This window comes from Nocardia asteroides (genome assembly GCF_021183625.1).
In the GTDB taxonomy this organism is placed as follows: Bacteria; Actinomycetota; Actinomycetes; order Mycobacteriales; family Mycobacteriaceae; genus Nocardia; species Nocardia asteroides_A.
Window position 1 is genome coordinate 580,251 of record NZ_CP089214.1, and the last position, 25,275, is coordinate 605,525.

Genomic DNA, 25,275 nt, shown 5'->3' on the forward strand with positions numbered 1-25,275 from the left:
GGCACGACTCCATGGACGCTTACATCACCGCAACCGGCCGCTTCCTCCCCGGCGAGCCCATCACGAACGACGAGATCGAGGAGTACATCGGCAAGGCGGGTCGCGCCTCGTCGGATCTGAAGGACCAGATCCTGCAGAACAGCGGCATCAAGACGAGGCACTATGCCATCGACAAGGACCAGAACACGGTCTACTCCAATGCCCGCATGGCTGCCGAGGCGGTGCGCGCGGCGGTCGACCGGGCCGGCCTGACGCCGGAGGGCGTGGAGATGCTGGCCGCCGCCACCACGCTCCCCGACCTGATGGGGCCGGGCCACGCCAGCATGGTGCACGGCGAGCTCGGCTATCCGCCCATGGAGATCGTCACCACGCACGGCATCTGCAGCTCCGGAATGATGGCGTTGAAGAATGCCTATCTGCAGGTGAAGGTCGGCGAGAAGCGAACCGCGCTCGCGGTGGCGAGCGAGCTGGCCAGCCGCGGCTTCAAGCACACGCGCTACGCCGAGATGAAGACCACGACCGAAGACGGCTCGCTGCCGATGGAGACCGCCTTTCTGCGGTACATGCTCTCGGACGGAGCCGGTGCGGCGGTGGTCTCGGATACCGCGCCCGCGGATCGCACGAGCCTGCGGATCGATTGGATCTCGCTGACCTCGTACGCGAACACCGAGAACGCCTGCATGTACTTCGGCAGCACCAAGAATTCCTGCGAGAAGACCTGGGGCGATTACCCCTCGGCGTCGGAGGCCGCCGCGGCGGGCGCCCTCGCGCCGCGGCAGAAATTGTCGCTGCTACCGCATCTGGTGCGGGTCGGAATCGACGAGTACGAAAAACTCGCCAATGCCGGGAAATTCGATCCGGATACCGTCACCTGGTTTCCCGCGCACTACTACAGCGAACGCATGAAAACGATGCTGACCGGAGAATTGAAACGGCGCGGCGTCTCCGCGGGCCGCCCGGAGGCGTGGTTCAGCAACCTTACGCAGGTGGGGAATATCGGCAGTGCGAGTATCTATGTCATTCTGGACGAAATGCTCACGCAGAATCTGGTGCAGCCCGGTGACACCCTGCTCTGCATGGTGCCGGAATCGGGACGATTCGCCATCTCGTTCATGCACCTGACCGCGGTGCGCGGCCCGATCGAACATTCGGGCGCCGCATGACGGGACATACCGGAATCCGGGCGGTGCGGCCCGGTGGCGCCGTCGGCGCCGACACCAGGCCGGTCGTGGTCTTCGAGTACTCGCAGACCGGCCAGCTCACCGAGGTGGCCGATGCGCTGGTCGCCCCGCTCGAGGCGGCGGGCAGGCCGGTGCGCCGGGTGCGCTACGCCCCGGCCGAGCCGTACCCGTTCCCCTGGCCGGTCGCCCGGTTCTTCGGCGTATTCCCCTCTGCCACAGACGAATCGGCGCGGGTCGCGCTCACCGTCGATCCCTCCGAGCTGTACACCGGGCCGGACGAACTGGTGATCCTGGCCTACCAGGTGTGGTATCTGGCGCCGTCGGTACCGGTGCGCTCGCTGCTCGCCGCGCACCCGGAGCTGTTCGCCGGGCGCGATGTCGTCACCCTGGTCGCCTGCCGGAACATGTGGTACTCGGCGGCCGCCGAGGTGCGCCGCACGCTCACCGCGGCAGGCGCCGCGGCGGTCGGCACCGTCGCCGCGATCGACACCAGGCCGCAGGGCATCACGCTGGTCACCACGCTGCGCTGGCTGTTGCTCGGCTCCAGGGACGGGTTCCTGGGCAGGGCCGGGGTCGGCGCCGACGAGCTGCGCCGGGTCGGCGCGGTCGGCGAGAGGCTCGCGGCGGCCACCGGGCCGGACGAGACCGCACAGGCGCTGGCGGGTGCGGCACCGGTGGTCCCGGTGCTCGCCGCCGCGGATCTCGTCGCCGGACAGGTCTTCCGGCGCGCGGGTGCGGTCATCCGCCCAGCGCGCGGTGCGGCCAGGGCAGCCGGGCTGCTCGGCTTCGCGCTGACGCTCGGCGTCGCCATCGTGACCGGGCTGCCCGCGCTGGTGGCGGCCCGGCTGCTGCTCGGCAAGCGGTTCGACCGGGTGGTGCAGGCCCGGCTGACCGGGGTGGGCGCCGCTGCGAGTGCGGGAGCAGCGCGGTGAGCGCCCGCGTCGCCGTGGTCGGGGCGGGCCCGGCCGGGTTGGCCGCCGCGTACGCGCTCGGGCGGCACGGCGTCGAGACCGTCGTGCTGGAGAAGCGCACCCGGCCCTCGACCCACCCGCAGGCCACCCTGGTCAATGTCCGCACCACGGAGATCCTCCGCGAGTTCGGGCTCTTCGACGCCGCGCTCACCGCGGGCACCCCGCTGGAGCAGGCCGCGCGAGTGCGCTTCCTGACCGCGGTCGCAGGCACCGAACTCGGCCGCCTCGAGCTGATCGAGGACACCGACAAGCTCATGCGGCTCGCCGCGCAGAGCCCGGCCCGGCCGATGCTCTGCCCGCAGAACCGGTTGCAGGAGGTGCTCGCCGCCGGGCTCGCCGGGCTCCCCGAGGTCACGCTGATCACCGGCGCGACCGTCGAGGCGGTCTCGACCGGAGCGGACGGCACCGTGCTGGAGTACACCGACGGCGCGGGAGCACACCGGCTGGCCGCCGACTACGTGCTGCTGGCCGAGGGGATGCACGGCGCGCTGCGCGAGCAGGTCGGCATCACCGGGACGGCCGGTCCCCCGCTCGGCAGCCTGCTCGACGTGCACTTCCACGCCGACCTCGGGGACTGGCTCGGCGGCGCCGAGAGCGTGCTCTCCTGGATCGTCAACCGGGAGCTGCGCGGCGTCCTCATCACCGTCTCCCCGGAGCAGGACGAGTGGCTGCTGGAGATCCCGCTCACCGCCGCCGACGGCGACCGTACCGGTGACGCCGCGGCCCTGGTCGCCGCTGCCATCGGCGCTCCGGTCGAGGTCGACATCACCGGCGTCCGCACCTGGACCATGGGCAGCACCGGGATCGACCGCTGGCGGGACCGCTCGGGCCGGGTCTTCGCGCTCGGCGACGCCGCGCACACCTTCCCGCCCACCGGGGGGTTCGGCATGAACACCGGCATCCAGGACGCGCACAACCTGGCCTGGAAGCTGGCGGCGGTCCTGGCCGGCTGGGCGGACGACCGGCTGCTCGACACCTACCGGCCCGAGCGGGAACCGGTGGCCGGGTTCAATGCCGCGCAGAGCGAGCACAATGCCCGCGCGATGGCCGAGTTCGGGGCACTGGCGCTGGCCGCGCCGGACGCGGCGGCGCTCTCGACCGGGATCGAGGAGCAGCGCCCGCACTTCGATTTCTACGGCCAGGCACTGGGTTTCCGGTACGGGGTGGAGCCGGTGGTCGACGACGTCATCGACTACACCCCGGAGGTGCGCCGGGGCAGCCGGGTGCCGCACCACTGGCTGCGCGCCGCCGACGGCACCCCGATCTCCACGCTCGACCTGGCGGGCAGCGGCTTCGCGCTGCTCGCCGCCGAACCGGCGGGCGCGGCGTGGGCGGACGCGGTCGGGTACGCGCACCTGATGAACACCGTGCCGGTCACCGCGGTCACCGTGCTGGCCGGCCGCCGAACCGGCAGCGGGACCACGGGATTCGGCGATCCCTCCGGCGCGGCGACGGCGGCGCTGTTCGCCGAGCCGGGGCAGGCCGTGCTGATCCGGCCGGACGGCCATGTGGCGGCCGTGCTGCCGGGCCGCGACCCCTACAACGAACTCATCGCGGCCGTGATCCGCGCCGTCACCGACGGTTCCAGTACAGCGGAGGTATTCGTATGAACGCAGTGGAGACGGCGGCGCGGCTCGCCGCCGACACCGGGAAGGCGAGCCGCGCCCAGATCGAGGATCTGCTCTCCGGTGAGCGGGCGCGGGTGCGCCGGGTGGTCGAGGTGCTGCCCGCCGATGATCTGAGCTGGGCGCTCGGCACCGAGGTCGGGGCGCAGGCGCTGCGCAACGCCATCGCGCTGATGCCCGAGTACTACCTGCCCGGCCGGTTCGACCGCGAGGTCGCCGTCCGGTTCGAGATCACCCGCCCGCCCGGCGAGACCGTGGTGGACACCGTCTCCTTCGGCCCGCAGACCTGCCGCGTGCTCGGCCCGGAGCATCCGGGCGCGGTGGCGCTGACGGTGTACCTGGACGGCGCCGGCTTCGCCCGCATCGCCACGGGCCTGGACAAGGGCATGGAGCTGATGATGCGCGGCGAACTGCGGGTGCAGGGCGACGTGCAGGTCGCGATGAAGATGGAGGCCTTCTTCGGCCTCGACCCGAAGGGGAAGAAGCGATGAACGGCGACCGCAAGCGGGTGGCGATCACCGGGATCGGGCTGGTCACGCCGATCGGCATCGGCACCGAGCTGTACTGGAAGCAGCTCACGGCCGGGGTCAGCGGCGCCCGGCTGATCGAATCCTTCGATGCCTCGTTCAACCGGGTCCGGATCGGCGCGGAGGTCACCGGCTTCGACCCGTCGGACTGGCTGGAGTACAAGGACGCCAGGCGCTTCGACCGGGTGGGGCACCTCGCGGTCGCCGCCTCCGACCTGGCGCTGAACGACCAGGGCATCGACGGGCTCGACCGCTCGGAGATGGCCACCGTGATCAGCTCCGCGCTCGGCGGCACCGCCACCGCGGTGCAGAACATCGAGGCGCGGGCCGGGGGCCGCAATGCCTCACCGCTGTTCATCCCGATGACGATGGCGAACTTCGCGGCCTCCGCGGTCGCCTTCCGGCACAAGCTGGGCGGGCCGAGCTACGCCCCGCTCAGCGCGTGCTCCTCGTCCGCGGACGCGGTGGGCCAGGGCTACCGGATGATCCGCGACGGGTACGCGGAGTCGGCGCTGGTCGGCGGCGCCGAGGCGGCCATGAGCCCGGTCGTGCTCTCCGGTTTCACCAGCATGCGGGCGCTCTCCGCGCGCAACGACGACCCGAAGGGCGCGGGCCGCCCGTTCGCCGCGGACCGGGACGGCTTCGTGCTCGGCGAGGGCGCGGGCATGCTGGTGCTGGAATCGCTGGAGTCGGCGCGCGCCCGCGGCGTGCACGTCTACGCCGAGATCTGCGGCTACGGCCAGGTCGTCGACACCCACCACGTCACCGCGCCGCGCGCGGACGGCGCCTGCGCGGCCAAGGCCATGCGGCTGGCGCTGCGCGAGGCCGGCGCCGAGCCCGAGCAGGTCGGCTACATCAACGCGCACGGCACCGGCACCATCCTGTCCGACCCGGCCGAGACCAAGGCGGTGCACACCGCGCTCGGCGCGCACGCCCGCTCGGTCGCGATCAGCTCGACCAAGCCGATGACCGGGCACATGCTCGGCGCCACCGGCGCGGTGGAGGCGGCGACCTGCGCGCTGGCCATCGATCGCGGCCAGCTCCCGCCCACCATCAACCACACCGTCCCCGATCCCGAGTGCGACCTGGATTACATCCCGAACGTCGCGCGCTCGGCGAATGTCGAACTCGCGCTGTCGAATTCGATCGCGTTCGGCGGGCACAACGTGACCCTTGCCTTCCGTCGCCCCGCTGACGAGGAGAACTGACCGTGGAACTCACCCGCATCGGCACCGTCACCGCGCACCTCAAGCCACCGCAGATGATCGGCCCCGGCCCGTACGGCATCCGGATGTTCATCGAGATCATGGACGGCACGCTGGAGGGCGACCCCTCGGTGCCCGAGGTGAACTCGATCGCGGGCACGGTGCTCCCCGGCGGCGGCGACTGGGTGCTCATCGGCGCCGACGGCTGGGCCCGGCTCGACGTCCGGGTCCAGTTCCTGACCTCGAACGGCGCGGTGGTCTTCGCCGAGTTCTTCGGGCTGATCGAGATGACCGACAAGGTGCAGGACGCGCTCATGTCCGGCGCCGCCACCGAGTTCGACGATCAGTACTTCCGGGTCACCCCGCGGCTGGAGACCGGTGACCCGCAGCTGGAGTGGGTGAACCAGGCGGTCTTCCTCGGCGAGGGCCGCTTCGTCGAGGGCTTCGGCCTGCAGTACGTGATGTACCGGGTCGGCTGAGCCGATGGCCGCACCGGAGAACGCCGCCGTGGTCGTCGACGACCTGCGGGTGCGGCGCGGGGAGACGGAGGTCCTGCGCGGCCTGTCGTTCACCGTGCCGCCCGGGGCCGTCACCGGCCTGCTCGGGCCGAGCGGCTGCGGCAAGACAACCCTGATCCGCTCGATCGTCGGCGTCCAGCAGCTCGGGTCGGGCAGCATCACGGTGCTCGGCGCACCGGGCGGCAGCGCGTCGCTGCGCGCCAGGATCGGCTACGTCACCCAGTCACCGTCGGTGTACGGCGACCTCACGGTGCGCCAGAACGTGCGCTACTTCGGCGCGGTGTACGGAGTTTCGGCGGCGGCCGCGGACGCGGCCGTCGCCGACGTCGGGCTGACCGAGCACCGCGGCAGGCTGGTGGACAAGCTCTCCGGCGGCCAGCAGGCCCGGGTCTCGCTGGCCTGCGCGCTGGTCGGCAAACCCGAGCTGCTCGTGCTCGACGAACCGACCGTCGGGCTGGACCCGGTGCTGCGCCGGGATCTGTGGCAGCACTTCGCCGAACTCGCGGCCGGCGGCGCCACCCTGCTGGTCTCCAGCCACGTCATGGACGAGGCGGACCGCTGCGACCGCCTGCTGCTCATGCGCGAGGGCAGGCTGCTCGCCGACCAGACCCCCGGCGAGCTGCGCGCCGCGACCGGCACCGCCAACCTCGACGAGGCCTTCCTCGAGCTGGTGCTCGCCAGTGACCGCGCGCCGGAATCCGAGACGACAGGAGCACAGTGATGTCACCCCGGCTGACCTGGTGGACCGTGCGGCGGGTACTCACCCAGCTGCGCCACGACCGCCGCACGATCGCGCTGATCCTGGTGGTGCCGAGCGTGCTGCTCACCCTGCTGCGCTACGTCTTCGACGGCCGCCCCGACATCTTCGACCAGGTCGGGCTGCTTCTGCTCGGCATCTTCCCGTTCACCTCCATGTTCCTGATCACCAGCGTCGCCATGCTGCGCGAGCGCACCACCGGCACCCTCGAGCGGCTGCTGAGCATGCCGCTGCACAAGCTGGACCTGCTGCTCGGCTACGGCATCGCCTTCGCCCTCGTGGCCATGGTGCAGGCGGCGGTGGCGGCGACGGTGGCCTACGGGTTCCTCGGGTTGCAGACCCAGGGCGCGATCGGGGTGGTGCTGCTGATCGTGGTCGCCACCGCCGTCCTCGGCTCCTCCACCGGGCTGTTCACCAGCGCCTTCGCCCGCACCGAGTTCCAGGCGCTGCAGTTCGCGCCGTCGATCATCATTCCGCAGCTGCTGCTCTGCGGGCTGATCTGGCCGCGTGAGGAGATGGCGGGCCCGCTGCGCGCGGTGTCGGACGTGGTGCCGCTGCGCTACGCCGCCGAGGCGCTCGGCGAGGTCGGCACCTACCCGCTGCCGACCACCCTGCTCTGGCGCGATCTCGCCGTCGTGCTCGCCTTCGGCCTGGTGCTGCTCGCGCTCGGTGCGGTCACGCTGCGCCGCAAGGCGCGCTGAGCGACCAGCTTCCGCCGCCGCCGTCGACGCGGCACCCCTCCGACGATCCCGAGGTGAACCACCATGATCACCGCGCTCGGCGTCGCCAGGCACCTGGTGCCCGCGCCGTCGATGAAGGACATGCTCTTCCACACCCGCCGCTTCCCGGTCACCGCGGGCCCGCTGGCCCGGCGGTACGAGGGCGTGCCGCGCGCCGTGCTGGAGGGCTTCGAGTACGGCGCCGACATCGCCGACCCGGCCGAGATCGCGGAGCGGCTGGAGTGGATCGATCCGCTCTACCGCAGCCTCGCCTGCGAGGGAGCGGTCGCCGCGCTCGCCATCCGGGACCTGATGTCGCCCCGCAAGCAGAGCCGCGCGATCGAATTCACCCGCGGCCCCGGGGCGCCGCACGCCATGCTGGCCTATATCGGGTTCGGGCTCGTACTCTCCCGGCTGCCCCGCCCGCTCTGGCGGCGAGCGCTGCCCCGGCTCGAGCAGGCCGAGCCGCTGCTGGCGCACCTGAGCTGGCTCGCGGTCGACGGTTACGGCTTCGACCTCGCCTTCTTCGATCCGGAGCGCTGGATCGTGCGCCGCGAGCCGGCGCCCCGCTACCGCTGGGAGGGCCGCACCGACTACTTCGATCGCGCCTTCGATCAGGGCATCGGCCGGGCCGTCGCCTTCTATCACGCGGGCGACTACGACGCGGCCGCCGCCACGGTGCGCACCTTCGCGCCGGAGCGCAGGGCGGATCTGTGGAGCGGCGTCGGCACGGTCGCCTGCTACCTGGGCGGGATCGACCGCGCCGCGCTGCTGCGGCTCCTCGCCGCCGCGGGCCCGCACCTCCCCGACCTCGCCATCGGCGTGGTGATGGCGGCCGAGGCCAGGCAGCACGCCGGATTCGTCCCGGAGAACACCGAACTGGCGTCCGAGGTGGTCTGCGGCGCGAACGCGGCAACGGTCGCCGCGCTGGCGGTGCAGACCGCGCAGGCGCCACCCGCCCCGGAGGGGCCGCCCGCCTACGAGCAGTGGCGGCTGCGGATCCGCGCGAACTTCGCCGAGCGCGTGGCGGTGGCGCCGTGAGCGCCGCGCCGCTGCGGCTGGTCAGCGAGCCGCTGGTGGAGCGGCCGCCGCTGGACCGCTTCGGGGTGCGCGAGGCGGCCAGGGTGCTGGTGATCGGGCTGGTGCTCGGCGGCAGCCTGCTCGCCGGGCTCGGCCGCCACAGCGCACGGAGGCTGCTGCGCGGCAGCGACTCGAGCTGGCAGGAGGCAGCCGCGGAAGCCACCGTCGACGCCTTCGAGCGGCTCGGCCCGCTCTTCGTCAAGCTGGGCCAGCTCATCGCCTCCTCCTCCGGCGCCTTCCCGCCCGCGCTCTCCGCGGCCTGCCTGCGCTGCCTGGACCGGGTGCGGCCGTTCCCGGCCGCCGAGGCGCGCCGGATCGTGGGTGCCGATCTCGGGCACCCGGTGGACGAGCTCTTCCGCTCCTTCGACGACGCCCCGCTCTCCGCCGCCTCGGTGGCCCAGGTGCACGCCTGCGTGCTCCCGGACGGCCGCGAGGCGGTGCTCAAGGTGCAGCGCCCCGGGATCGCGGGCCGGATGATCGTCGACCTGCGCGCCGCGCTGCGCACCGCCCGGCTGCTACAGCGGTTCTCGCACGCGGCGCGGGTCGCCAATGCCGTCGGCGTGGTGCACGACCTCTACGAGGCCACCGTGAGCGAGCTGAACTTCCTGGTGGAGGCCGAGAACCAGCGCCGCATCCGGGCCGATCTCGGCGCCTTCGGCGACAACGGGGGCGTCATGGTTCCCGAGGTGTACAGCGAGCACTGCGGCCCGCGGGTGCTGTGCATGGAACGGGTGCGCGGGGTGCCGCTGGACCGCTTCGACGTCACCGCCGCCCACCCCGACCCCGAACTGCTCATCCGCAGGCTGGTGAAGGTGTGGCTGGAGGGGGTGACCGTGCACGGCATCTTCCACGGCGACGTGCACGCGGGCAACCTCTGGCTGCTCGACGACGGCAGGCTCGCCCTGCTCGACTTCGGCATCGTCGGGCGGATGACCGCGCCCTGGCGGCAGCTGGTGCGGAACATGTTCCATGCCAGCGCCTTCGACGGCGACTTCACCCCGGTCGCCACCTCGCTGCGCGAACTCGACCTGTTCCCGGACCAGAGCAGCGACGACGCCGCCATCGGGAGCCAGCTGGCCATGGTGCTCGGCCCGATCCTCTCCGGCGAGCTCGCCGAGCTGGATCTGAAGACGGTCACCGGCCTGATGCTCGACTTCGGCACCGACAGCGGGATGAGCGGCCCGCAGCAACTCATCCTGATGGGTAAGCAGCTGGGCTACTTCGAGCGCTACGCCGTCACCCTCGCCCCGGACTGGCGCCTCGGAACCGACCTGTTCCTGCTGCGCAATGTCTTCCCCGACGAGGTGGCCGCGGCGCTGGCCGAGCGCGGAGCCACGCTGCCTGCCTGAGCGCTCCGGTTAACAGCGGGCGCGCGCGGGGATATCTTCGAGCGGAACCCGCCGCGCGCCCGGACCCGGACCACGCCGGACGGATTCGCACTTCCTGGAGGCAGCTGTGCCCACTCCCCTCGTCCGGATCTCCGCAACCGCGGCGGCGCTCGCCATCGCCGTGCTCTCCCTGACCGCCTGCAACGACGAGGTCGGCACCGCCACCCCGGCCTCTCCGTCGGCCACCGCCACCCCCGCGGCTGGCGCGCCGGCGCCCGGCGGCCGCTCGGCGCAGTCCACCGTGCGCACCATCGGCAAGACCGGCTGGTACGACGACTTCACCATCACCGTCGACCGGGCCACCGTGGTCCCTGACCAGTACGGCGGCGCCGAGGTGACCGTCGACCTCACCTACGCCAACACCGGCCTCACCGACCGCATGCTCGGCCTCACCCCGACCCTGCTGGTCGACGGCGAACTCGACGGCGGCGCGACCTTCGACAGCCCCACCGTCGCCGCGGGCGGCAAGGGCAAGGGCAAGGCCAACACCCCGGTGCGGTCGCTGGACGACGCCGAGCACCTGATCGACACCCTGACCATCGTCTACGGCACCGCCACCGACAACCAGACCATCATCCCGCTGGAGGCGGACGAGAAGGTGCAGAGCGTGCAGCCGCGCAGCTTCCCGATCTCGGCCACGCTCACCCAGGGCGACACCACCGCCACGATCACCGGCGCCACCCTGCACCCCAGCTACAGCACCGGCGACCGCGGCAGGTCCGATCTCTCGCTGCACGTCACGCTCACCGGCGGCTCCGGCATCCCCGCGGGCGGCGCGAACATCTACTACCAGTACTTCAGCGTGCGCACCCCGGACGGCCGCACGGTGCCCGCCGACTTCAAGGGCCCGATCAACGAGCTGCTCGAAGCGGGCCAGACCATCGACAAGCCGGACAACTTCGCGGTCTTCGTGGTCGACTCCCCCGGCACCGGCGCCTACACGCTCTCCTACAACGCCATCGGCGCCGAGGGCGAGGGCTCGGCCCCGACCGCGCCGTTCACGCTGAACTGACCCCGGAAACGCCGACGGCGGCCCCGCACCTCATCGGGCGGGGCCGCCGTCGCCTGCTGCCGCTACCTGCCCGCGGAGCCGGAGCCGATCAGGTTGCCCAGCCCGGTCAGCAGGTTCGACGAACCGGCCGACCACCCGTCCAGGTACGGGTTGGGGTAGCCATCGACGATCGGCGTCGGCAGCGGCTTCACCCCGCCCGAGCCGGTGACCAGCAGCTTGGTCAGGCCATCGGCGAAGTTGGCCGAACCGGTGCCGACGTCGGTCTGCGCCGACGCCACGCCGGAGCCGCCGAGCACGATGCCCGCCGCGATCGCGGCCACACCGAACGCACGAATTGTGCTCATACATTCCCTCTTCTCGAAAATCGCGCCGGCAGCTCAGCTACCGCCGGGCCAATGTCTAGGCAGCCGATGCCGCCATCGGACGACGGGCGGGTGAACGCGGGGGCAATGGCCGATGTCCACCGCTTCCGAGCCCGCTCGACCGGACAATTCCGGCGCATTCTGCGCGGTCACGGTGCGGTACGCACAGCAGCGGCCCCGTCCGTGGACGGGGCCGCCGGTTCAGCCGGGCTCAGCGCGCGGCGGTGGTGGTCGAGGTCGCCGATCCGGTCGTGGTGGTGACGGATCCGGTCGTCGTCGGAGCCGGGGGCGTCGTGGTGGGCGGCTCCGCGACCTGCGGGGTAGTCGTCGCCGCGGCGGGCGGTGTCGTGGTCACCGCTGCCGCGCCGGGGTTCGTGGTCCCCGGGGTGGTGGTCGGCGTGGTGGTCGTGCCGGTCGGCTTGGGGGTGGTGGTCGCGGTCGGCTTGGCCGTGGTGCTCTGGACGGCGGCCTGGACGGTGGCGAAGTCCTCGGGCTGCGGCTTGGCCTTGGTCTCCACCGGCTCCCCGGCCTGGGCCTGCTTGGCCAGGTGGGTCAGCCAGGCGGCGGCGTACTGGGCCGAGGTGAGCGGCCGGTCGTTGTTCGGGTCGGCGTCGTCCCAGTAGTCGAAGTGGTGACCGGTGTGGTCGGGGCCGAGGGTGAGCTGGTACGGATCGCTCATGACCACCGGGATGGTGTTCTCGTTGGTGGCGATCAGCCCGACGATCTCGTCCAGGATCTTCTGCGGCAGGTAGGCCAGCGGCGACAGCTTGTCCGAGGCGATGGCGTCGGCCTTGGCCGGCTTCTGCGGCGCGGCCTTCGGGTCGTACTGCGGATCGGAGACCCGGAGCAGCACGTCGAGGAAGGTCTCGTCGCTCTGCATCCAGGTGCCGAGGCCCTGGGCCTGGATGTCGGCGAAGGCGGCCAGCGCGATCCGGCCGAGCGCCACCGCGACGTCGCCGCCGGTGGCCGGGGTCAGCCCCTCGGCCTGCAGCCGGTCCACGTCGAGCTGCCTGCCCACGTTCACCACGAGCTGCAGCAGCGAGATGTTCTCCGGGGCGGCGCAGGTCAGGTCGCCGTCCGAGCAGAAGGAGGCGATCTTGCCGTCGAGCGCGCCGAAGCCGCCGAGGGTGCCGGCGACCGCGCCCTGCCCGTCGGCCGGGGTGCAGGTGGCGCCCTGGTACTTCTGGTCGAAGCCGTCGGGGTTGCTGCAGGCGTTGTCCGCGCCGATGAACGGGCCGTCGCCGGGCGAGCGGCCGGAGTCGGCGAGGATCACCACGCCGACCACGTCGGCCGGGTCGACGATGCCGTACTCGCCGTCGGCGCCCGGCTGCTGGTTGCCGATCTCCATGGCGACGCGGCGCACCACGTCGGCGCCCTCGCTGTAGCCGACGATGGCGAAGCGGGTGTCCGGGCAGGCGGCGCTGATCTCGGTCATGACCTGCTTGGTGTTCGCCACCCCGGTCTCGACCGCGGCCTCGTAGCTGGACATGTCCGCCGGGTAGGCGATGTAGACGGCGGCGTAGGAGTCCGGGTCGACGGCGCCGTCGGGCGCGTTGACCACCGGGTCGACCCACTCGCTGTTGTGGTCGCCCGCGAGCGCGGCGGGCAGCGGCTTGCCGTCGGCGTCGACCAGCAGTTTCGTGCTGTCCTCGGCGGGCGCGTCGTTGCGGCCCGCGACCGAGATGGTCACCATGTCGTGGCACTCGGTGACCGAGCTGGTGAGCTGGGTGGCGTCGTCGCGCCCCGGCGCGCTGATGGCCCAGGTGGCCGCCACGATGGCGACCACGCCGAGCGTGGCGGGCGCGATCACCGCGGTGGCGATGCGGTGGCGCGCGAAGAAATCCCTGAGAGGCATCCCGGTATCCGTTCCTGATTCGACAAGCGGACGGACAGGCCCCCCGACGGGCCGTATGTCACCAGGCACGTCGGGATCCGAGGGGTTGGTGTTACGGGTGGTTCTCGGACGACCTTCCGTCACCCCGGTCACACCCGTATAGTCGAACTCGGTTATTCGACTTCGACCGAAGGGCAGTGGATGCCGCCCCGTGCCGCCCGCACCCCGCTCACCCTCGCGGTGCTGAGCCTGCTCGCCGAGTGCCCGCGGCACCCGTACGAGATGCAGGCGCTGATCCGGCAGCGCCACGTCGGCGACGTGGTGCGGCTGCGCGGCGGCTCGCTCTACGACGCCATCGCCCGCCTCGACGGCATCGGACTGATCGAGGCGGTGGGCTCGGATCGCAACGGCGCCCGCCCGGAGCGCACCGTCTACGCCATCACCGCGGCGGGCCGGGTGCAGCTCACCGAGCAGCTGCGCGAGTACCTGGCCGAGCAGGCGGAGGAGTTCCCGGTGTTCCCGGCCGGGCTCGCGCACGCCCCGCACCTGTCCGCCGCCGAGGTGGTGGCGCTGCTGCGCCGCCGGGCGGCGGCGCTCACCACCCGGATCGCGGATGTCGACGCCGATCTGGGGGTGGCAACGGCCGCCGCGGTCCCGCGCGCGGTGCTGCTCGAAGCCGAGTACGCCCAGGCCGTGCGCCGCGCCGAACTGGCGTGGCTGGACGGCATCGTCACCGAATTGGAGTCGGGCGTGCTCGCCTGGCCGGAGCTGGAGGAAGAATGAATCAGGTCGCGCTGCCCCGCAAGGTGCGGTTCTTCAACGTCGTCGTCAAGGGGTTGCAGCGGGTGGGCATCGCGCTGGGCCCGGTCACCGTGCTGACGGTGCGGGGCCGCAAGAGCGGGCAGCCGCGAAGCACCCCGGTGACCCCGTTCCTGGTGGACGGCGCCGAGTACGTGCTGAGCGGCATCCCCGGCTCGGCGTGGGCGCACAACGTGCGCGCCGCGGAGACCGTCGAGCTGCGCAGCGGGCGGCGCAGCCGCACCGCGCGCATGGTGGAGGTGCCGGTCGCCGAGCGCGGGCCGATCCTGCGCGCCTTCGCCGAGCAGGTGCCGCGCGGGGTGGCGATGATGCTGGACGCCGGGGTGGTGCGGACCGGCTCGGCCGATGAACTGGCGGCCGCCGCCGACCGGCTCGCCCCCTTCCGCATCGACCCGGCCTGAAAGGCGCTGCGGCTCAGTCGAAGACGACCGGGCGCAGCCGTCCGGTGTACTCCCCCGCGCGGTGCAGCGCGTCCGCGGCGGCGGCCAGTTCGATGGCCGCCTCCTCGAGCACCTCGCGGGCGCCGGCGACGCAGTAGCCGGGGGTCATCAGCGCGCCGATGCCCGGGGTGTCGAGCAGCACGCCCTGCTCGGGCAGGGCCAGGTAGCCCGCGGCCAGCTCGGCCACCCCGGCGCGCAGCGCCTCCAGCTCGGCCGCGAGCCGCGCGCGCCTGGTCTCCAACTCGATCGGGTCGCTCATCGGCTCAGTCTGCCGCGCGGCGGCGCCGCCCGGGGCCGCGTTCGCGCTGCGCGAAATCGTAGGCGCCGCGGGCCCGCTCGACGGCGGCCAGATTCGGCGACCACTCGGCCAGCGCGGCGAACAGCGGCGCGAGACTCGTTCCCAGCGCGGTGATCTCGTACACCACCCGGGGCGGCACCTCGGCGAAGTACGTGCGCGAGATCAAACCGTCGCGCTCCAGGTGCCGGAGCCGCTCGGTGAGCACCTTCGGGGTGATGCTGCCGATGCGCTGCTGCAACTCCACGAAGCGGTGCGGGCCGTACTCGTGCAGTGACCAGAGGATGGGCGTGGTCCACCGGGAGAAGACCACGTCGACGACCGGCGCGATCGGGCAGGCCAGTTCGGGCGACGAATTCTGCTGCATGGCCGATACTTTCGTCTAGGTACCTACTATCTCCAGGATAGTACCGTCCTCTCGACCCCGAACGAGAGGAACGACCATGATCGTGGTGACCGGAGCGACTGGCAACGTGGGAGCCCCGCTGGTGCGCGCGCTGACGACGGCGGGCGCGCGGGTGACGGGGGTGTCCCGCGGCGCACCCGCCGACCCCGTCCCCGGCGTGACCTACCGGCAGGCCGATCTCATCGACCCGGAATCCCTGCCGCTCGACGGCGCGACGGGGCTCTTCCTGCTCACCGCCGCCGACTTCCTGGCGAGCGGCACCGGGCTCACCCGCACCCTGGAGCGCGCCGCGGCGGCCGGGGCGCGCCGAGTGGTGCTGCTCTCCTCGCAGGGCGTGCGCACCGGGAGGCATCCGGCGCAGCTGGAGGCGGAGGTGTTCGCCTCCGGGCTGGAGTGGACCGTGCTGCGCCCCGGCGGCTTCGCCTCCAACGCACTGCAGTGGGCCGAGTCGGTGCGCGCGCACCGGACCGTCGCCGCGCCGTTCGCGGATGTCGCGCTGCCCGTCGTCGACCCCGGCGACATCGCCGCCATGGCCGCCGCGGCACTGCTGACCGACGGCCACGCCGGGCAGCGCTACGAACTGACCGGACCGGCCGCGATCACCCCGCGCGAGCAGGCGGCCGCGCTCGCCGCCGCACTGGGCGAGCCGCTCCGGTTCCTCGAGCTCACCCGCGCGGAGGCGGCCGGGCAGCTGAGCGCCTTCATGCCCGCCCCGGTGGCCGAGGCGACGCTGGACATCCTGGGCAGCCCGACACCGGAGGAGCAGCGCGTGAACCCCGATATCGAGCGAGTGCTCGGCCGCCCGGCCGCCTCCTTGGCCGAGTGGGCGGCCCGGAGCACCGCCGCCTTCCGCTGACCCTCACTCGATCCGGTGGTCGGTGACCGGTGCGCTCAGGTCGGTGCCGTTCAGCGCGATGTAGAGCACGTCCTCGGTCACCGACACGCTCAGCGTGTTGCGCCGCTGCACCAGCCCGGCGGCGGCGTCGACGAACGCGCGGTCGAAGGCGCGGATCGGGATCTCCGCCGCCCGGTGCACCTTCTTGCCGGTGAGCTGGGCGAGCACCTTGGCCGGGTCGCGGTGGGTGTAGACGGCGACCCGCTCGGCGAGTTTGCTGCCCCGGTGCACCCGCTCGGCGTCCGGGGCGCCGACCTCGATCCAGGCGGTGATCCGGCCGGTGTGGTCGCGGGCGAGCACGGCGGGTTCGTCGGTGGAGGAGACGCCGCCGTCGCTGAACGCGATCCCCTCCCGGTACTCCAGGCAGTAGGCGAGCAGCCGGGTGATCATGAACTCGGCGGTCTCGGAGGGATGCCGCGCCACGCGCGTCTCCCACTCCTCGTAGACGCCGCGGTCGACATCGGCCAGGTGCACCGCGAAGGTGTGCAGGGTCGCGCTCAGTGCCATGAACGCAGCAGCCTAGCCGGTGCCGAGCACCTGCTCGCGCACCTCGGTACTCCACTCGACGTATTCGACCCATGCGCCGTCCGGATGCCGGGCGTAGAGGAACGCGCTCACCCCGGCCGGGCGCGACCCGCTCGCCCCCTGACCTGCGAAACGGCCCCGGCGTGCTCGCCGGGGCCGCCGCCGTCCTATGCGGATCAGGCGTTCGCGCGCTTGGGCAGCTTCCAGCCCGGACGCGGGAAGTGGCAGGTGTAGCCGTTGGGGTAGCGGACCAGGTAGTCCTGGTGCTCCGGCTCGGCCTCCCAGAACTCGCTCGCCTGCGTCACCTCGGTGACGACCTTGCCCGGCCAGAGCCCGGAGGCGTCGACGTCGGCGATGGTGTCGAGCGCGACCTGCTTCTGATCGTCGTCCAGGTAGAAGATGGCCGACCGGTAGCTGGTGCCGATGTCGTTGCCCTGCCGGTCCTTCGTGGACGGATCGTGGATCTGGAAGAAGAACTCCAGCAGCGCCCGGTAGTCGGTCTGCTCCGGGTCGTAGACGATCTCCAGCGCCTCGGCGTGGCCCGGGTGGTTGCGGTAGGTGGGGTGGTCGTTGCGGCCGCCGGTGTAGCCGACGCGGGTCGACAGCACCCCCGGCTGCTTGCGGACCAGGTCCTCCATGCCCCAGAAGCACCCGCCTGCCAGAATCGCCCTACGCGTGTCGGTCACGCCTCCTCCTTCGTGAACAGAGCGGTGTACTGCCCGTACCCCTCCGCCTCGAGCCGGTCGAGGTGGACGAAGCGCAGCGCCGCCGAGTTGATGCAGTACCGCAGACCGCCCTCGTCGCGAGGGCCGTCGGTGAACAGATGGCCGAGGTGGCTGTCGCCGTGCGCCGAGCGCACCTCGGTGCGGATCATCAGGTGGCTGAAGTCCTTCTTCTCGACGACGTTGTGCGCGTCGATCGGTCGGGTGAAACTCGGCCACCCGCTCCCGCTCTCGAACTTGTCGACCGAGGCGAACAGCGGCTCACCGGAGACGACGTCCACGTAGAGCCCGGGTTCGTGGTTGTCCCAGTACTCGCCGGTGAACGCACGCTCGGTGCCGTTCTCCTGGGTCACACGGTACTGCTCCGGCGAGAGCGCCGACAGTGCCGCGGGGTTGCGGTTGTACTCCTGTGCCACACGACCTCCTCGTTCAGGCTCCCCGTACAACCGCGGAGCGGCCGGGAAAAGTCCCGTCGGTCCCGTTCGGCGCGCACGCGGCTACTGTGGCTGGGGTGACTGCGCCGACACCGTGCCCCCACCCCGGAGAAACCGCGCTGAACTGGTCATTTCGGACACGGCGGTGCGGTATCGGGGCCGCGCGCGGCGCGTGAGCGGGGCGGCGGGCAGGCTCCGGGTGCTGGCGAATCCGGGTGTCGCGGTGTCGATCGCCCGGTTCCACCTGCGGCCGCTGCGCCGCCTGGCGCAGGCGGCGGGGGGCGCGGGGCTCGCACTCGACGCCACCGAGGTCGCGCCGTGCGGCAGCACCGTGCACGTGCGGCCGCCGCGGCTCACCGACGCGCCCGCCTGGCGCCGGGCGCGGCTGCGCAACCGGGAGGCGATCGAGCCGTACTGGGTGAGCACCGGCCGCGGCTGGGGCTCCCAGCACACCGACCGCGCCTGGACCGGACACTGGCTGGCCGCGCGCTGGGGTGCTCGGCTCGGCACCCTGCTGAGCGTGGTGATCGAGGTCGACGGGCGGTTCGCCGGGCAGTGCGAACTGCGGGTCGAGGAGCACGACCGGCGCGGCGAGGCCGGGATCTGGATGGATGCCGGGCTGGCCGAGCCGGGCACCGCGCTGGTCGCGGGGCGGCTGGTGCTCGCCTACGCGTTCGGCCCGCTCGGGCTGGTCCGGGTGGCGGCGCCGGTGAGCGTGCAGAACGAGCGCGCGGCGCGGTTCGCGGCCCGGCTCGGGCTCGTCCGCGAGGGAACCATGGCCGGCTACCTGACCGTCGGCGGGCAGCGCCGCGACCACGACCTGTGGGCCGTCACCGTGGACAACTGGCGCCCGTAAACCCGTGGCGCCCCGCCGATGCCGCTCGCTACCGTCGACCCATGGAGCTGGAGTTCACGCCGGACGCCGCCGCCTTCCGCACCGCGGCGGGGCGCTACCTCGCCGCCGACCCGGTCCGCAGCACGGTGGTGACCACGCTCGCCGACCGTCAGGTGGCGCAGCGCGCCGACGGTGTCCCGCTCCCGGACGACCAGTGGTTCCTGACCGTCCGGAACGGGGCCGGGGTCGTCGGGGCCGCGATGCGCACCGCGACGTTCGGCCGCCGCCCCGCCTACCTGCTCTCCATGCCCGCCGCCGCCACGCTGGAGCTCGCGCGGGTGCTGCACGCGCGCGGCGAGCGGCTCACCGCCGCCCACGGCGTCCTGCCGGTCGCCGCCGACCTGCTCACCGAGCTGGCCCGGCTGGCGGGGCGCGGCACGGTCCGGACCCGGGTGCGGACCCGGCTCTTCGAACTGGGCACCCTCGAACCGCCGCTCGGCGTCCCCGGCGCGCTGCGGGCCGTGCGGCCGGACGAGGCGGAGCTCGCCGCGAGGTGGCTCCGCGCGTTCAACGCCGATATCGCCGCCGAGTCCGGGCACGGGCCGGACGAGGAGCGCGGCGAGCCGGTCGCGGACGACATCCGCTACCGGATCGCGAAGGGCAGGCTCTGGTTCTGGGAGCACGCCGGGCAGCCGGTGCAGCTGACCGGCGTCAATCCCCCGGCCTCCGGCGTAGCCCGGATCGGCCCGGTCTACACCCCGCCCGAGCAGCGCGGTCGCGGCTGGGCCTCGGCCGCCGTCGCCGAGGCGTCCCGCGTGCTCGCCGCGGGCGGTGCCAGGGTCTGCCTCTTCACCGACCTCGCCAACCCCACCTCGAACAAGATCTACCAGCGCATCGGCTACCGGCCGGTGACCGATATGGTCGAGCTGGTCCTGGACTGACGCGGGCCGCGGTCACACTGAACCCATGCGGACGACGGCGTGGGCGCGCGAACTCGGGTTGCGAATTCCGGTGGTGAATGCCCCGATGGGCGGGGTGGCGGGCGGGCGGCTGGCCGCGGCGGTGCGCGCGGCAGGCGGGCTCGGCATGATCGGCATGGGCAGCGCGGGTTCGGCGGCGGCGCTGCGGACCGAGCTGGCGCTCGCGGGCGACGGCGTCGGAATCGGCGTCGTGGACTGGGTGCTCCGCGCCGAACCGGAGCTGCTCGAGCAGGCGCTGGCCGCGCGGCCCTGGCTGCTCTCGGTGAGCTTCGGCACCGACCTGTCCTGGGTGGCCGCGGCCCGCGCGCACGGCATCCGCACCGCCACCCAGGTGTACTCCGCCGACGAGGCGAAGCGCGCGCACGACGCCGGAATCGACGTCCTGGTGGCGCGCGGCGCGGCGGGCGGCGGCCACGGGACGGCCGCCCCCGAGCTGCGGCCGCTGCTGGACGAGGTGCTCGCCGCCGTCCCGATCCCGGTTCTGGCGGCGGGCGGCATCGCCACCGCGGCCGACTTGGCGGCGGTCCTGGCCGCCGGGGCATCCGGGGCGTGGATCGGCACCCGCTTCGCGGCCTGCGCCGAATCACTTCTTCCCGAACCCGGCCGGAACGCCCTGATCGCCGCCACCGCCGACGACACCGTCCTGACCAGTGCCTACGACATCGCGGCCGGTCTCCCCTGGCCCGCCAGGTTCCCGTCCCGGGTGCTGCGCGACCCCGCCACCGACCGCTGGGCCGGGCACGAGGACGACCTCCGCGGCGACCCGGTGGCCCGCGCCGAACTCCGCTCGCGCGCCGCCGATCCGGCGACCGCGCCGGTGGACGCGGGGCGTGGCGTCGGGGCGATCACCCGGGTGGAGACCGCCGCCGAGATTCTCGAATCGCTCGGCGCGGCAGCGGAATGAGCGCCAAGCTGTTCTCCGCCCAGCAGTCCGGGCGGCTGGGCGGCGCGTCGGCCCGCCGCTCGATCACGGTGTGGCTGACCGTTCTGGTTCCGGCCGTCCCGGCCAGGTCGCTGTCGGGCTCGCACGCGGCCTGCGCGAGGCCGGGCCGCCGATCTGGGCGCCGGGTCAGGTGCGCAGCAGCACCTGGTGGTCGTGTCTGGTGCCGAGCGCTTCGGTCGAGAAGGTCGCGCGGAGATAGCCCGGGGTCTGGTCGCGGAACTCGCTGGCGTCGGCGAAGTCGACGTTGTCGCCGACGATCAGGCTCCCCGGGCGCAGCGCGGGTTCCAGTTGCCGCAGCAGCGCGAGGTACAGCGATTTCTCTCCGTCGAGGAACAGCAGGTCGACGGAGTCGGCGGGAAGGTCACGCAGGGTCTCGCGGGCGTCGCCGACGCGGAACTCCACGTGCGAGTCCAACCGCGCCGCGCGCAGATTCGCCCGCGCCCGCGCCACCTTGCCCGGCTCGAGCTCGGTGGTGACGACGCGGCCCGCGCCGTTGTCGCGCAGCGCGGCGGCGATGAACAGGGTGGAGACGCCGAACGAGGTCCCGAACTCCACGACCAGGGACGGCCGCCGGCAGGCGACGAGCAGGTAGAGCAGGCGGCCGAAGTCCGGTGTGACCGGCATGTACGCCTCCCGCATCGCCGCGTAGAAGCCGGGGCTGCCTTCGGTCAGGCGGTGGCGGGCTCGCACTTCGGGATCGACGCGCAGCGTCTCCGCGTAGAGGGTGTCGAGCAGGTTCTGAATCCGGTCGAGGGGCATTGCTCGAGGTTGCCCGCCGCGGCGCGGTACGCCTTGTACGGTCGCGCCACCGTTAGGCTCGCGAGGTGGCCAAGAGCTATCACCTGCTGAGCACGTGCGCGGCGCCGCCGACCGGCGGTGCCCGAGCCGCCTTCGCGCGCAGCGTGCGCACGGTCGTGGACGGGTTCGTCGAGCACGAAGCGTATGTCGCCGCGGCGGAGCGCTCTTCGGTCCGTGCGGCCGATCTGGCTACCTGGGCGCCGCTGGATGTGAATCCGGTCATCGAACTGCTGCGATGCGCGCCCGAGCGGGCGGCCGTGGTGTCGCGATTCAACGCGTTCAACGCCGCCGCGCCGCTCGGCGTGGTCTCGCGCGTGGACGGCTCACGGCTCGAGCGCAGCTCCGGCGATGAGCGGCGCGCGGCGATCATGGCGCTCGCCTTCGACTGGCTGACCCGCAATCGCGCGCCCGACGAACCGCGGCGGCTGCTCACACTCCAGGACGACCTCGGCGGGAGCGCCGACGTCGTGCGGGACGTGGTCACCCGGCTCTACGACACCCCGTGGGCGAGCGTGGAGGAGGTCGTCGCGGCGCTGGGGTGCCGCCGGCGTTCGTTGCAGCGCGCGCTCACGACCGAGCAGGTGACCTTTCGGGCGCTGCGCCAGGCGGTCCGGCTCACGACGGCCGGGTACCGGCTCCGCAACAGCGGTGACTCCATGACCCGCATTGCCCACGACGCCGGGTTCTTCGACTCCGCGCACTTCTGTCGCGCGTGGCGCACGGCGTGCGGAGTGTCTCCCTCGCTCTACCGCAGCTGGGCCGCGGGCGACCGCCCGGGTGGAGACCGCCGCCGAGATTCTCGAATCGCTCAGCGCAGCAGCGGAATGACCGGGGCGAAGGTCTCCATGCTGTCCTCCAGCACGGTGATATAGCCGAAACCCCAGCGCTCCCTGCGCTCGCGCAGCCGCTCGGCCATCTCGCGCGGGGTGCCGACCAGCAGGATCGGCAGCTCTTCCGGCCTGCCCGCGATCTCGGCGGGCAGCATGGCGCCGAACTGCTCGAGCAGCGCCTCCCGCTCGCCGGGCGCGGCGACCTTCTGGATGAGCAGGTTGAACTCGACGTCGTCGGCGCGCGCACCGAGCAGTTCGCGCGCGGTGCCGATCCGCTCCCCGTAGGCGGCCGGGCCCGCGGCCACCAGCGGGCCGCCGTGGGTGGCGGCGGCCGCGCCGGTGAAGCCGATGATGTCGGCGTGCTCGGCGGCGAGGCCGAGCAGCTTGTCGCCCCAGCCCGCGATCAGCACCGGAGGGCCGCCGGGGCGGGCGGGGCGCGGCTGGTAGCCGGGGTCGGCGAGCAGTTCCCCGATGGTGCGGAGTGCCTCGGCCAGCTGCGCGATCCTGGCGCCGCCGGTGCCGAACGGGATGGCGGCGGCGTCGAACTCCTCGCGCACGTAGCCCGCGCCGACGCCGAGCTCCAGCCGCCCGCCGGTGATCCCGTCGACCGTGGCGATCTCCCTGGCGAGCAGCACCGGGTTGTAGAACGGAGTGTTCAGCACGAAGGTGGTGAGCCGAGGGGTCTCGGTCACCTCGGCGGCCAGCACCAGCGAGGGGAACGGCGCGGGCATGCCGAGGTGGTCGGCGACGCCGAGCACGTCGAAGCCGAGCTCCTCGGCCCGCCTGCACTTGGCGGCCCACTCGGCCCGCGACCCCGAGGCGATCATGTTGACACCGAACCGGAACGATCGTTGTGCGCCCACCCGACCTGTCTACCGCACGGGCGGTGCGGTGGTCATCCCGCGTCCACCGGCTCGGCCTGTTTCGGCGCGGCGGGCACCCATTCGCGCAGCGGCTGCACCACGGCGCCGTAGAAGGCGTCGGTCGCGGTGGTGACCCCGGTGACGAAGCCGGCGGCGGTGCCGGAGCGCCGCGCGCCCATGGGGAAGCTCTGGCGCAGGGTGAAGGCGACGACGGTGCCTGCGCGGCCCTGGGTGAGCACCTTGGGGTTCGCGCGCACGGTGTCGAGCCGCTCGCACGCCTCGTTGCCGCGCTCGGAGAACATCGCCTCCACGGTGATGTCGGCGGGGGCGTCCCCGAGCTGCCGCAGCAGCCAGGCCACGCGGCGTCCGGCGGCGCCCTCGTCGGGGGCGTCCAGGGAGACCGCGCAGCGGATCTTGGCGGTGCGCACGTCGGCGGCGACCACCAGGTCGCCCGCGGTCTCCGGAATCCGCAGCACCGCCTCGAAGACGCCGTCGGCGGCGAGCCGCTCGGCGACGGCGGCACTGCGCGCGGCGGGGTCGGTGGTGTGTCTGCGCGGCAGGACGTGTTTCACCGTGACACCGAGCTCGGCGGTGAGCCGCAGCGCGAGGTGGCGGGAGAGCGAGGTCCAGGTGTCGGCGACGGCGAGCGCCTTCTGGTCGCTCGCGCGCAGGGTGCCGGCGGTGACGGCGTCGCGCACCGCGACCCAGTGCCTGCCCATGTCGACGAACTCGCTCGCGCCGGAGCGGGGATGCTCCAGGTAGCGCAGGAATTCGGCGAGCAGCCAGGCGCGCAGCTCGTCCTCGATGCCGCCGTGCGCGAGCAGCATCCGCGCCTCGTGCGCGACCTCGGCCCAGGAGAGGTGGCGCAGCGCGACCTTGGCGAGCTTGCGCCGGTCCACCTCGACCGGCAGCTCGCCCGGGCCTGCGGGGACGTCGTTGGAGAGGCTGACCACGACGTCGTATTTCCGGCGGCGCGCGACGTCGAGGTAGTTCTCCAGCTGGTCCCGGCGCAGTCTGCCGTTGCCGGTCTTGACCTCGAGCAGTGCGGTCCAGATCTTGCCGCCGCGCTGCACGCGCAGCACCGCATCGGGCACCACCTTGCCGTCGCCGCGTTCGTACTGCACCTCGAGGTAGCCCTCGAACGCGCCGACGGGTGCGCCGATCCGGGCGCAGATCGCCCGCGCGAACGGCTTCACCGCCTGCATGGTGGCGACGAATGCCGAGGTGGCGCGGCGCTCCTGCTCGTCCCCCGCGCCGATGCCGGCGACCGAGAAGAGGCGGGCGGTCTGCCAGCCGTCCTCGCCGAGGGCGAAGGTCATGGGCTCGGCGCGTTTGACCGCCGCGCGTTTGGCGGTGCGCACTCCCCGGCGGGCGACGGTGCGCACCGGTTCGGGTGCGGCGGTGGTCGCAGTGCTGGTCGCAGTGCTGGTCGCGGCGGTGACAGCGGCTTCCGCCGCGGTGATCGCGGTGGTCGCGGCATCGACGGCGGTGACCACGGCAGCCGCGACAGCGCGGTTACCCGAGGCAGCCGCGGCGGCCCGGTCACCCGAGGCAGCCACGTCCGTCCGGTCACCGGGGGCGGGCACCACGGCGTCCGTCCGGTCACCGGGAGCGGTGACGACGGTGTCCGTCCGATCGTGGGTCTGCGGGAGCGCGTCGTCTTCCGGGCCCGGCTCGGTCCCGTCCTCGTCGATATCGACGCCGAAGGCGGTGGCGAGCCCGGCCAGCCCGGAGTCCCACCCCTGCCCGACCGTGCGCACCTTCCACTCGGCCCCGCGCCGGTAGATCTCGCCGAAGACGAAGGCCGACTCGGTGGTGGCGTCGGCGGTGACGTACTCGGCCAGCGAACCGCCCGCACCGTCCACCACCCGCAGCGCGAGCTTGCCGAGGTCGCCGAAGGCGCCGGTGCCGACGCTGCCAGCCAGCGCGATCGTGTGCACCTCGGCGGGCACCGCCGCGAGGTCGACCGCGATCCGCGCCTGGGCCCCCTCCTCGGTGGCGCCGGTGCCGAGGAAGACCACCGAGCCGTCGGCCGATTCCGGCTGGTTGTAGAAGACGAAGTCGCTGTCCCCCTGTACCTTCCGGTCGGCGCCGAGGAGCAGGGCCGAGGCGTCGACCTCGACCTCGTTCTCGGTCCAGCCGAGCACGACGTCGATGCGCTCGACATCACCGGGCAACGCGATGTTCTGCCCCTTGGACAGCATCGGAGACGTCACTGCCGCACACCCCTCATCCACGCGATTCGGAAGACCCCCGTCGCCCACCCGGGCAACGCAGCACATGTCGCGCGAACTGTGGTCGCCGTTACAGA

General features: G+C 72.9%; 28 protein-coding genes. 18 read left to right on the forward strand and 10 right to left on the reverse strand.

The features are described 5' to 3' along the window. The first annotated feature begins 11 nt into the window (after positions 1–11). The 11 genes from LTT61_RS02960 (at position 12) to LTT61_RS03010 (ending at position 10,983) form a co-directional block, all read left to right on the forward strand. Positions 12–1,163, forward strand: a complete 1,152-nt coding sequence (locus LTT61_RS02960) for a 3-oxoacyl-[acyl-carrier-protein] synthase III C-terminal domain-containing protein (protein ID WP_233018374.1) — start codon at positions 12–14, stop codon at positions 1,161–1,163. Further along, the gene (locus LTT61_RS02965) at positions 1,160–2,113 is read left to right on the forward strand and encodes a hypothetical protein (RefSeq protein WP_233018375.1); all 954 of its coding nucleotides are present in this window, start codon (positions 1,160–1,162) and stop codon (positions 2,111–2,113) included. Before LTT61_RS02960 ends, LTT61_RS02965 begins: the two co-directional genes overlap by 4 nt. Continuing rightward, complete coding sequence (locus LTT61_RS02970) at positions 2,110–3,762, forward strand: FAD-dependent monooxygenase (RefSeq protein WP_233018376.1); 1,653 nt, start codon at positions 2,110–2,112, stop codon at positions 3,760–3,762. Before LTT61_RS02965 ends, LTT61_RS02970 begins: the two co-directional genes overlap by 4 nt. Next, entirely contained in the window at positions 3,759–4,268 is a 510-nt protein-coding gene (locus LTT61_RS02975) for an SCP2 sterol-binding domain-containing protein (protein WP_233018377.1), read from the forward strand. The genes LTT61_RS02970 and LTT61_RS02975 overlap by 4 nt, the downstream gene beginning before the upstream one ends. Continuing rightward, positions 4,265–5,512 carry a beta-ketoacyl-ACP synthase II gene (gene fabF / locus LTT61_RS02980; protein WP_233018378.1) on the forward strand — a complete coding sequence of 416 codons (1,248 nt, stop codon included), beginning with the start codon at positions 4,265–4,267 and terminating at the stop codon, positions 5,510–5,512. Before LTT61_RS02975 ends, fabF begins: the two co-directional genes overlap by 4 nt. Before the next feature lie 2 nt (positions 5,513–5,514). Next, complete coding sequence (locus tag LTT61_RS02985) at positions 5,515–5,988, forward strand: DUF3237 domain-containing protein (RefSeq protein WP_233018379.1); 474 nt, start codon at positions 5,515–5,517, stop codon at positions 5,986–5,988. A gap of 4 nt (positions 5,989–5,992) precedes the next feature. After that, on the forward strand, positions 5,993–6,748 hold the full coding sequence (locus tag LTT61_RS02990; RefSeq protein WP_233018380.1) for an ABC transporter ATP-binding protein: 756 nt from the start codon (positions 5,993–5,995) through the stop codon (positions 6,746–6,748). Then, positions 6,748–7,485, forward strand: a complete 738-nt coding sequence (locus LTT61_RS02995; RefSeq protein WP_233018381.1) for an ABC transporter permease — start codon at positions 6,748–6,750, stop codon at positions 7,483–7,485. Before LTT61_RS02990 ends, LTT61_RS02995 begins: the two co-directional genes overlap by 1 nt. 63 nt (positions 7,486–7,548) lie before the next feature. After that, positions 7,549–8,544 (forward strand): DUF1702 family protein, encoded by a 996-nt coding sequence (locus LTT61_RS03000; protein ID WP_233018382.1) that lies wholly within the window; start codon positions 7,549–7,551, stop codon positions 8,542–8,544. Further along, a complete protein-coding gene (locus LTT61_RS03005) occupies positions 8,541–9,932 on the forward strand; it encodes an ABC1 kinase family protein (RefSeq protein WP_233018383.1) in 1,392 nt (463 codons plus the stop codon). Before LTT61_RS03000 ends, LTT61_RS03005 begins: the two co-directional genes overlap by 4 nt. Positions 9,933–10,038: 106 nt before the next feature. After that, positions 10,039–10,983, forward strand: coding sequence for a hypothetical protein (locus LTT61_RS03010; protein WP_233018384.1), 945 nt, complete (start codon positions 10,039–10,041; stop codon positions 10,981–10,983). Between the two features lie 62 nt (positions 10,984–11,045). On the opposite strand, the gene LTT61_RS03015 is transcribed toward LTT61_RS03010, so the two are convergent. After that, positions 11,046–11,327, reverse strand: a complete 282-nt coding sequence (locus LTT61_RS03015; RefSeq protein ID WP_233018385.1) for a hypothetical protein — start codon at positions 11,325–11,327, stop codon at positions 11,046–11,048. A 229-nt stretch (positions 11,328–11,556) separates the two neighbouring features. Further along, the gene (locus tag LTT61_RS03020; RefSeq protein ID WP_233018386.1) at positions 11,557–13,200 is read right to left on the reverse strand and encodes a cutinase family protein; all 1,644 of its coding nucleotides are present in this window, start codon (positions 13,198–13,200) and stop codon (positions 11,557–11,559) included. Positions 13,201–13,380: 180 nt separating this feature from the next. Here LTT61_RS03020 and LTT61_RS03025 point away from each other — a divergent pair, with 180 nt between their 5' ends. After that, a complete protein-coding gene (locus tag LTT61_RS03025; protein ID WP_233018387.1) occupies positions 13,381–13,962 on the forward strand; it encodes a PadR family transcriptional regulator in 582 nt (193 codons plus the stop codon). Next, a complete protein-coding gene (locus LTT61_RS03030) occupies positions 13,959–14,399 on the forward strand; it encodes a nitroreductase family deazaflavin-dependent oxidoreductase (protein ID WP_233018388.1) in 441 nt (146 codons plus the stop codon). The genes LTT61_RS03025 and LTT61_RS03030 overlap by 4 nt, the downstream gene beginning before the upstream one ends. A 13-nt stretch (positions 14,400–14,412) precedes the next feature. Here LTT61_RS03030 and LTT61_RS03035 read toward each other — a convergent pair whose 3' ends face one another. Together LTT61_RS03035 and LTT61_RS03040 are read right to left on the reverse strand one after the other, a co-directional pair. Next, positions 14,413–14,697 carry a hypothetical protein gene (locus LTT61_RS03035; RefSeq protein WP_233018389.1) on the reverse strand — a complete coding sequence of 95 codons (285 nt, stop codon included), beginning with the start codon at positions 14,695–14,697 and terminating at the stop codon, positions 14,413–14,415. A 4-nt stretch (positions 14,698–14,701) separates the two neighbouring features. Further along, a complete protein-coding gene (locus LTT61_RS03040; RefSeq protein WP_233018390.1) occupies positions 14,702–15,100 on the reverse strand; it encodes a winged helix-turn-helix transcriptional regulator in 399 nt (132 codons plus the stop codon). Between the two features lie 76 nt (positions 15,101–15,176). On the opposite strand from LTT61_RS03040, the gene LTT61_RS03045 reads away from it, so the two are divergent. After that, positions 15,177–15,995 (forward strand): NAD(P)H-binding protein, encoded by an 819-nt coding sequence (locus LTT61_RS03045; protein ID WP_233018391.1) that lies wholly within the window; start codon positions 15,177–15,179, stop codon positions 15,993–15,995. Between the two features lie 3 nt (positions 15,996–15,998). Here the strand turns inward: LTT61_RS03045 and LTT61_RS03050 are convergent, their stop codons facing one another. From LTT61_RS03050 to msrB, 3 genes are all read right to left on the reverse strand, one after another. After that, the gene (locus LTT61_RS03050; RefSeq protein WP_233018392.1) at positions 15,999–16,541 is read right to left on the reverse strand and encodes a YaeQ family protein; all 543 of its coding nucleotides are present in this window, start codon (positions 16,539–16,541) and stop codon (positions 15,999–16,001) included. A gap of 194 nt (positions 16,542–16,735) precedes the next feature. Next, the gene (msrA, locus tag LTT61_RS03055) at positions 16,736–17,245 is read right to left on the reverse strand and encodes a peptide-methionine (S)-S-oxide reductase MsrA (protein ID WP_233018393.1); all 510 of its coding nucleotides are present in this window, start codon (positions 17,243–17,245) and stop codon (positions 16,736–16,738) included. Next, positions 17,242–17,697, reverse strand: a complete 456-nt coding sequence (msrB, locus tag LTT61_RS03060; RefSeq protein WP_233018394.1) for a peptide-methionine (R)-S-oxide reductase MsrB — start codon at positions 17,695–17,697, stop codon at positions 17,242–17,244. Before msrB ends, msrA begins: the two co-directional genes overlap by 4 nt. Before the next feature lie 190 nt (positions 17,698–17,887). Here msrB and LTT61_RS03065 point away from each other — a divergent pair, with 190 nt between their 5' ends. The 3 genes from LTT61_RS03065 to LTT61_RS03075 are packed head-to-tail and all read left to right on the forward strand — an operon-like array spanning position 17,888 to position 20,434. Beyond that, positions 17,888–18,571, forward strand: coding sequence for a GNAT family N-acetyltransferase (locus LTT61_RS03065; protein ID WP_233018395.1), 684 nt, complete (start codon positions 17,888–17,890; stop codon positions 18,569–18,571). 41 nt (positions 18,572–18,612) lie between these two features. After that, positions 18,613–19,491, forward strand: coding sequence for a GNAT family N-acetyltransferase (locus LTT61_RS03070; RefSeq protein ID WP_233018396.1), 879 nt, complete (start codon positions 18,613–18,615; stop codon positions 19,489–19,491). A 25-nt stretch (positions 19,492–19,516) separates the two neighbouring features. Beyond that, on the forward strand, positions 19,517–20,434 hold the full coding sequence (locus LTT61_RS03075) for an NAD(P)H-dependent flavin oxidoreductase (protein WP_233018397.1): 918 nt from the start codon (positions 19,517–19,519) through the stop codon (positions 20,432–20,434). Positions 20,435–20,599: 165 nt separating this feature from the next. Here LTT61_RS03075 and LTT61_RS03080 read toward each other — a convergent pair whose 3' ends face one another. Beyond that, complete coding sequence (locus LTT61_RS03080; RefSeq protein WP_233018398.1) at positions 20,600–21,232, reverse strand: O-methyltransferase; 633 nt, start codon at positions 21,230–21,232, stop codon at positions 20,600–20,602. Between the two features lie 155 nt (positions 21,233–21,387). Between LTT61_RS03080 and LTT61_RS03085 the strand changes: the two genes are divergently transcribed. After that, positions 21,388–22,143, forward strand: coding sequence for a helix-turn-helix transcriptional regulator (locus tag LTT61_RS03085; protein WP_233018399.1), 756 nt, complete (start codon positions 21,388–21,390; stop codon positions 22,141–22,143). Here the strand turns inward: LTT61_RS03085 and LTT61_RS03090 are convergent. Together LTT61_RS03090 and LTT61_RS03095 are read right to left on the reverse strand one after the other, a co-directional pair. Then, positions 22,080–22,928 (reverse strand): TIGR03621 family F420-dependent LLM class oxidoreductase, encoded by an 849-nt coding sequence (locus LTT61_RS03090; RefSeq protein WP_233018400.1) that lies wholly within the window; start codon positions 22,926–22,928, stop codon positions 22,080–22,082. The genes LTT61_RS03085 and LTT61_RS03090 overlap by 64 nt on opposite strands. 68 nt (positions 22,929–22,996) lie before the next feature. Continuing rightward, positions 22,997–25,180 (reverse strand): TerD family protein, encoded by a 2,184-nt coding sequence (locus tag LTT61_RS03095; RefSeq protein ID WP_233018401.1) that lies wholly within the window; start codon positions 25,178–25,180, stop codon positions 22,997–22,999. Positions 25,181–25,275: the final 95 nt, after the last annotated feature.

Excerpts from the sequence above, each read along its gene's own strand:
- LTT61_RS02990 (WP_233018380.1), top strand. The coding sequence starts at position 5,993 with ATGGCCGCACCGGAGAACGCCGCCGTGGTCGTCGACGACCTGCGGGTG.
- LTT61_RS03030 (WP_233018388.1), top strand. The coding sequence starts at position 13,959 with ATGAATCAGGTCGCGCTGCCCCGCAAGGTGCGGTTCTTCAACGTCGTC.
- LTT61_RS03075 (WP_233018397.1), top strand. The coding sequence starts at position 19,517 with ATGCGGACGACGGCGTGGGCGCGCGAACTCGGGTTGCGAATTCCGGTG.
- LTT61_RS03090 (WP_233018400.1), bottom strand. The coding sequence starts at position 22,928 with ATGATCGCCTCGGGGTCGCGGGCCGAGTGGGCCGCCAAGTGCAGGCGG.
- LTT61_RS03025 (WP_233018387.1), top strand. The coding sequence starts at position 13,381 with ATGCCGCCCCGTGCCGCCCGCACCCCGCTCACCCTCGCGGTGCTGAGC.
- LTT61_RS03035 (WP_233018389.1), bottom strand. The coding sequence starts at position 14,697 with ATGAGCGACCCGATCGAGTTGGAGACCAGGCGCGCGCGGCTCGCGGCC.
- LTT61_RS03070 (WP_233018396.1), top strand. The coding sequence starts at position 18,613 with ATGGAGCTGGAGTTCACGCCGGACGCCGCCGCCTTCCGCACCGCGGCG.
- LTT61_RS02975 (WP_233018377.1), top strand. The coding sequence starts at position 3,759 with ATGAACGCAGTGGAGACGGCGGCGCGGCTCGCCGCCGACACCGGGAAG.
- LTT61_RS02965 (WP_233018375.1), top strand. The coding sequence starts at position 1,160 with ATGACGGGACATACCGGAATCCGGGCGGTGCGGCCCGGTGGCGCCGTC.
- LTT61_RS03015 (WP_233018385.1), bottom strand. The coding sequence starts at position 11,327 with ATGAGCACAATTCGTGCGTTCGGTGTGGCCGCGATCGCGGCGGGCATC.
- LTT61_RS03040 (WP_233018390.1), bottom strand. The coding sequence starts at position 15,100 with ATGCAGCAGAATTCGTCGCCCGAACTGGCCTGCCCGATCGCGCCGGTC.
- LTT61_RS03020 (WP_233018386.1), bottom strand. The coding sequence starts at position 13,200 with ATGCCTCTCAGGGATTTCTTCGCGCGCCACCGCATCGCCACCGCGGTG.
- LTT61_RS03050 (WP_233018392.1), bottom strand. The coding sequence starts at position 16,541 with ATGGCACTGAGCGCGACCCTGCACACCTTCGCGGTGCACCTGGCCGAT.
- LTT61_RS02995 (WP_233018381.1), top strand. The coding sequence starts at position 6,748 with ATGTCACCCCGGCTGACCTGGTGGACCGTGCGGCGGGTACTCACCCAG.
- LTT61_RS03080 (WP_233018398.1), bottom strand. The coding sequence starts at position 21,232 with ATGCCCCTCGACCGGATTCAGAACCTGCTCGACACCCTCTACGCGGAG.
- fabF (WP_233018378.1), top strand. The coding sequence starts at position 4,265 with ATGAACGGCGACCGCAAGCGGGTGGCGATCACCGGGATCGGGCTGGTC.
- LTT61_RS03000 (WP_233018382.1), top strand. The coding sequence starts at position 7,549 with ATGATCACCGCGCTCGGCGTCGCCAGGCACCTGGTGCCCGCGCCGTCG.
- LTT61_RS03045 (WP_233018391.1), top strand. The coding sequence starts at position 15,177 with ATGATCGTGGTGACCGGAGCGACTGGCAACGTGGGAGCCCCGCTGGTG.
- LTT61_RS02960 (WP_233018374.1), top strand. The coding sequence starts at position 12 with ATGGACGCTTACATCACCGCAACCGGCCGCTTCCTCCCCGGCGAGCCC.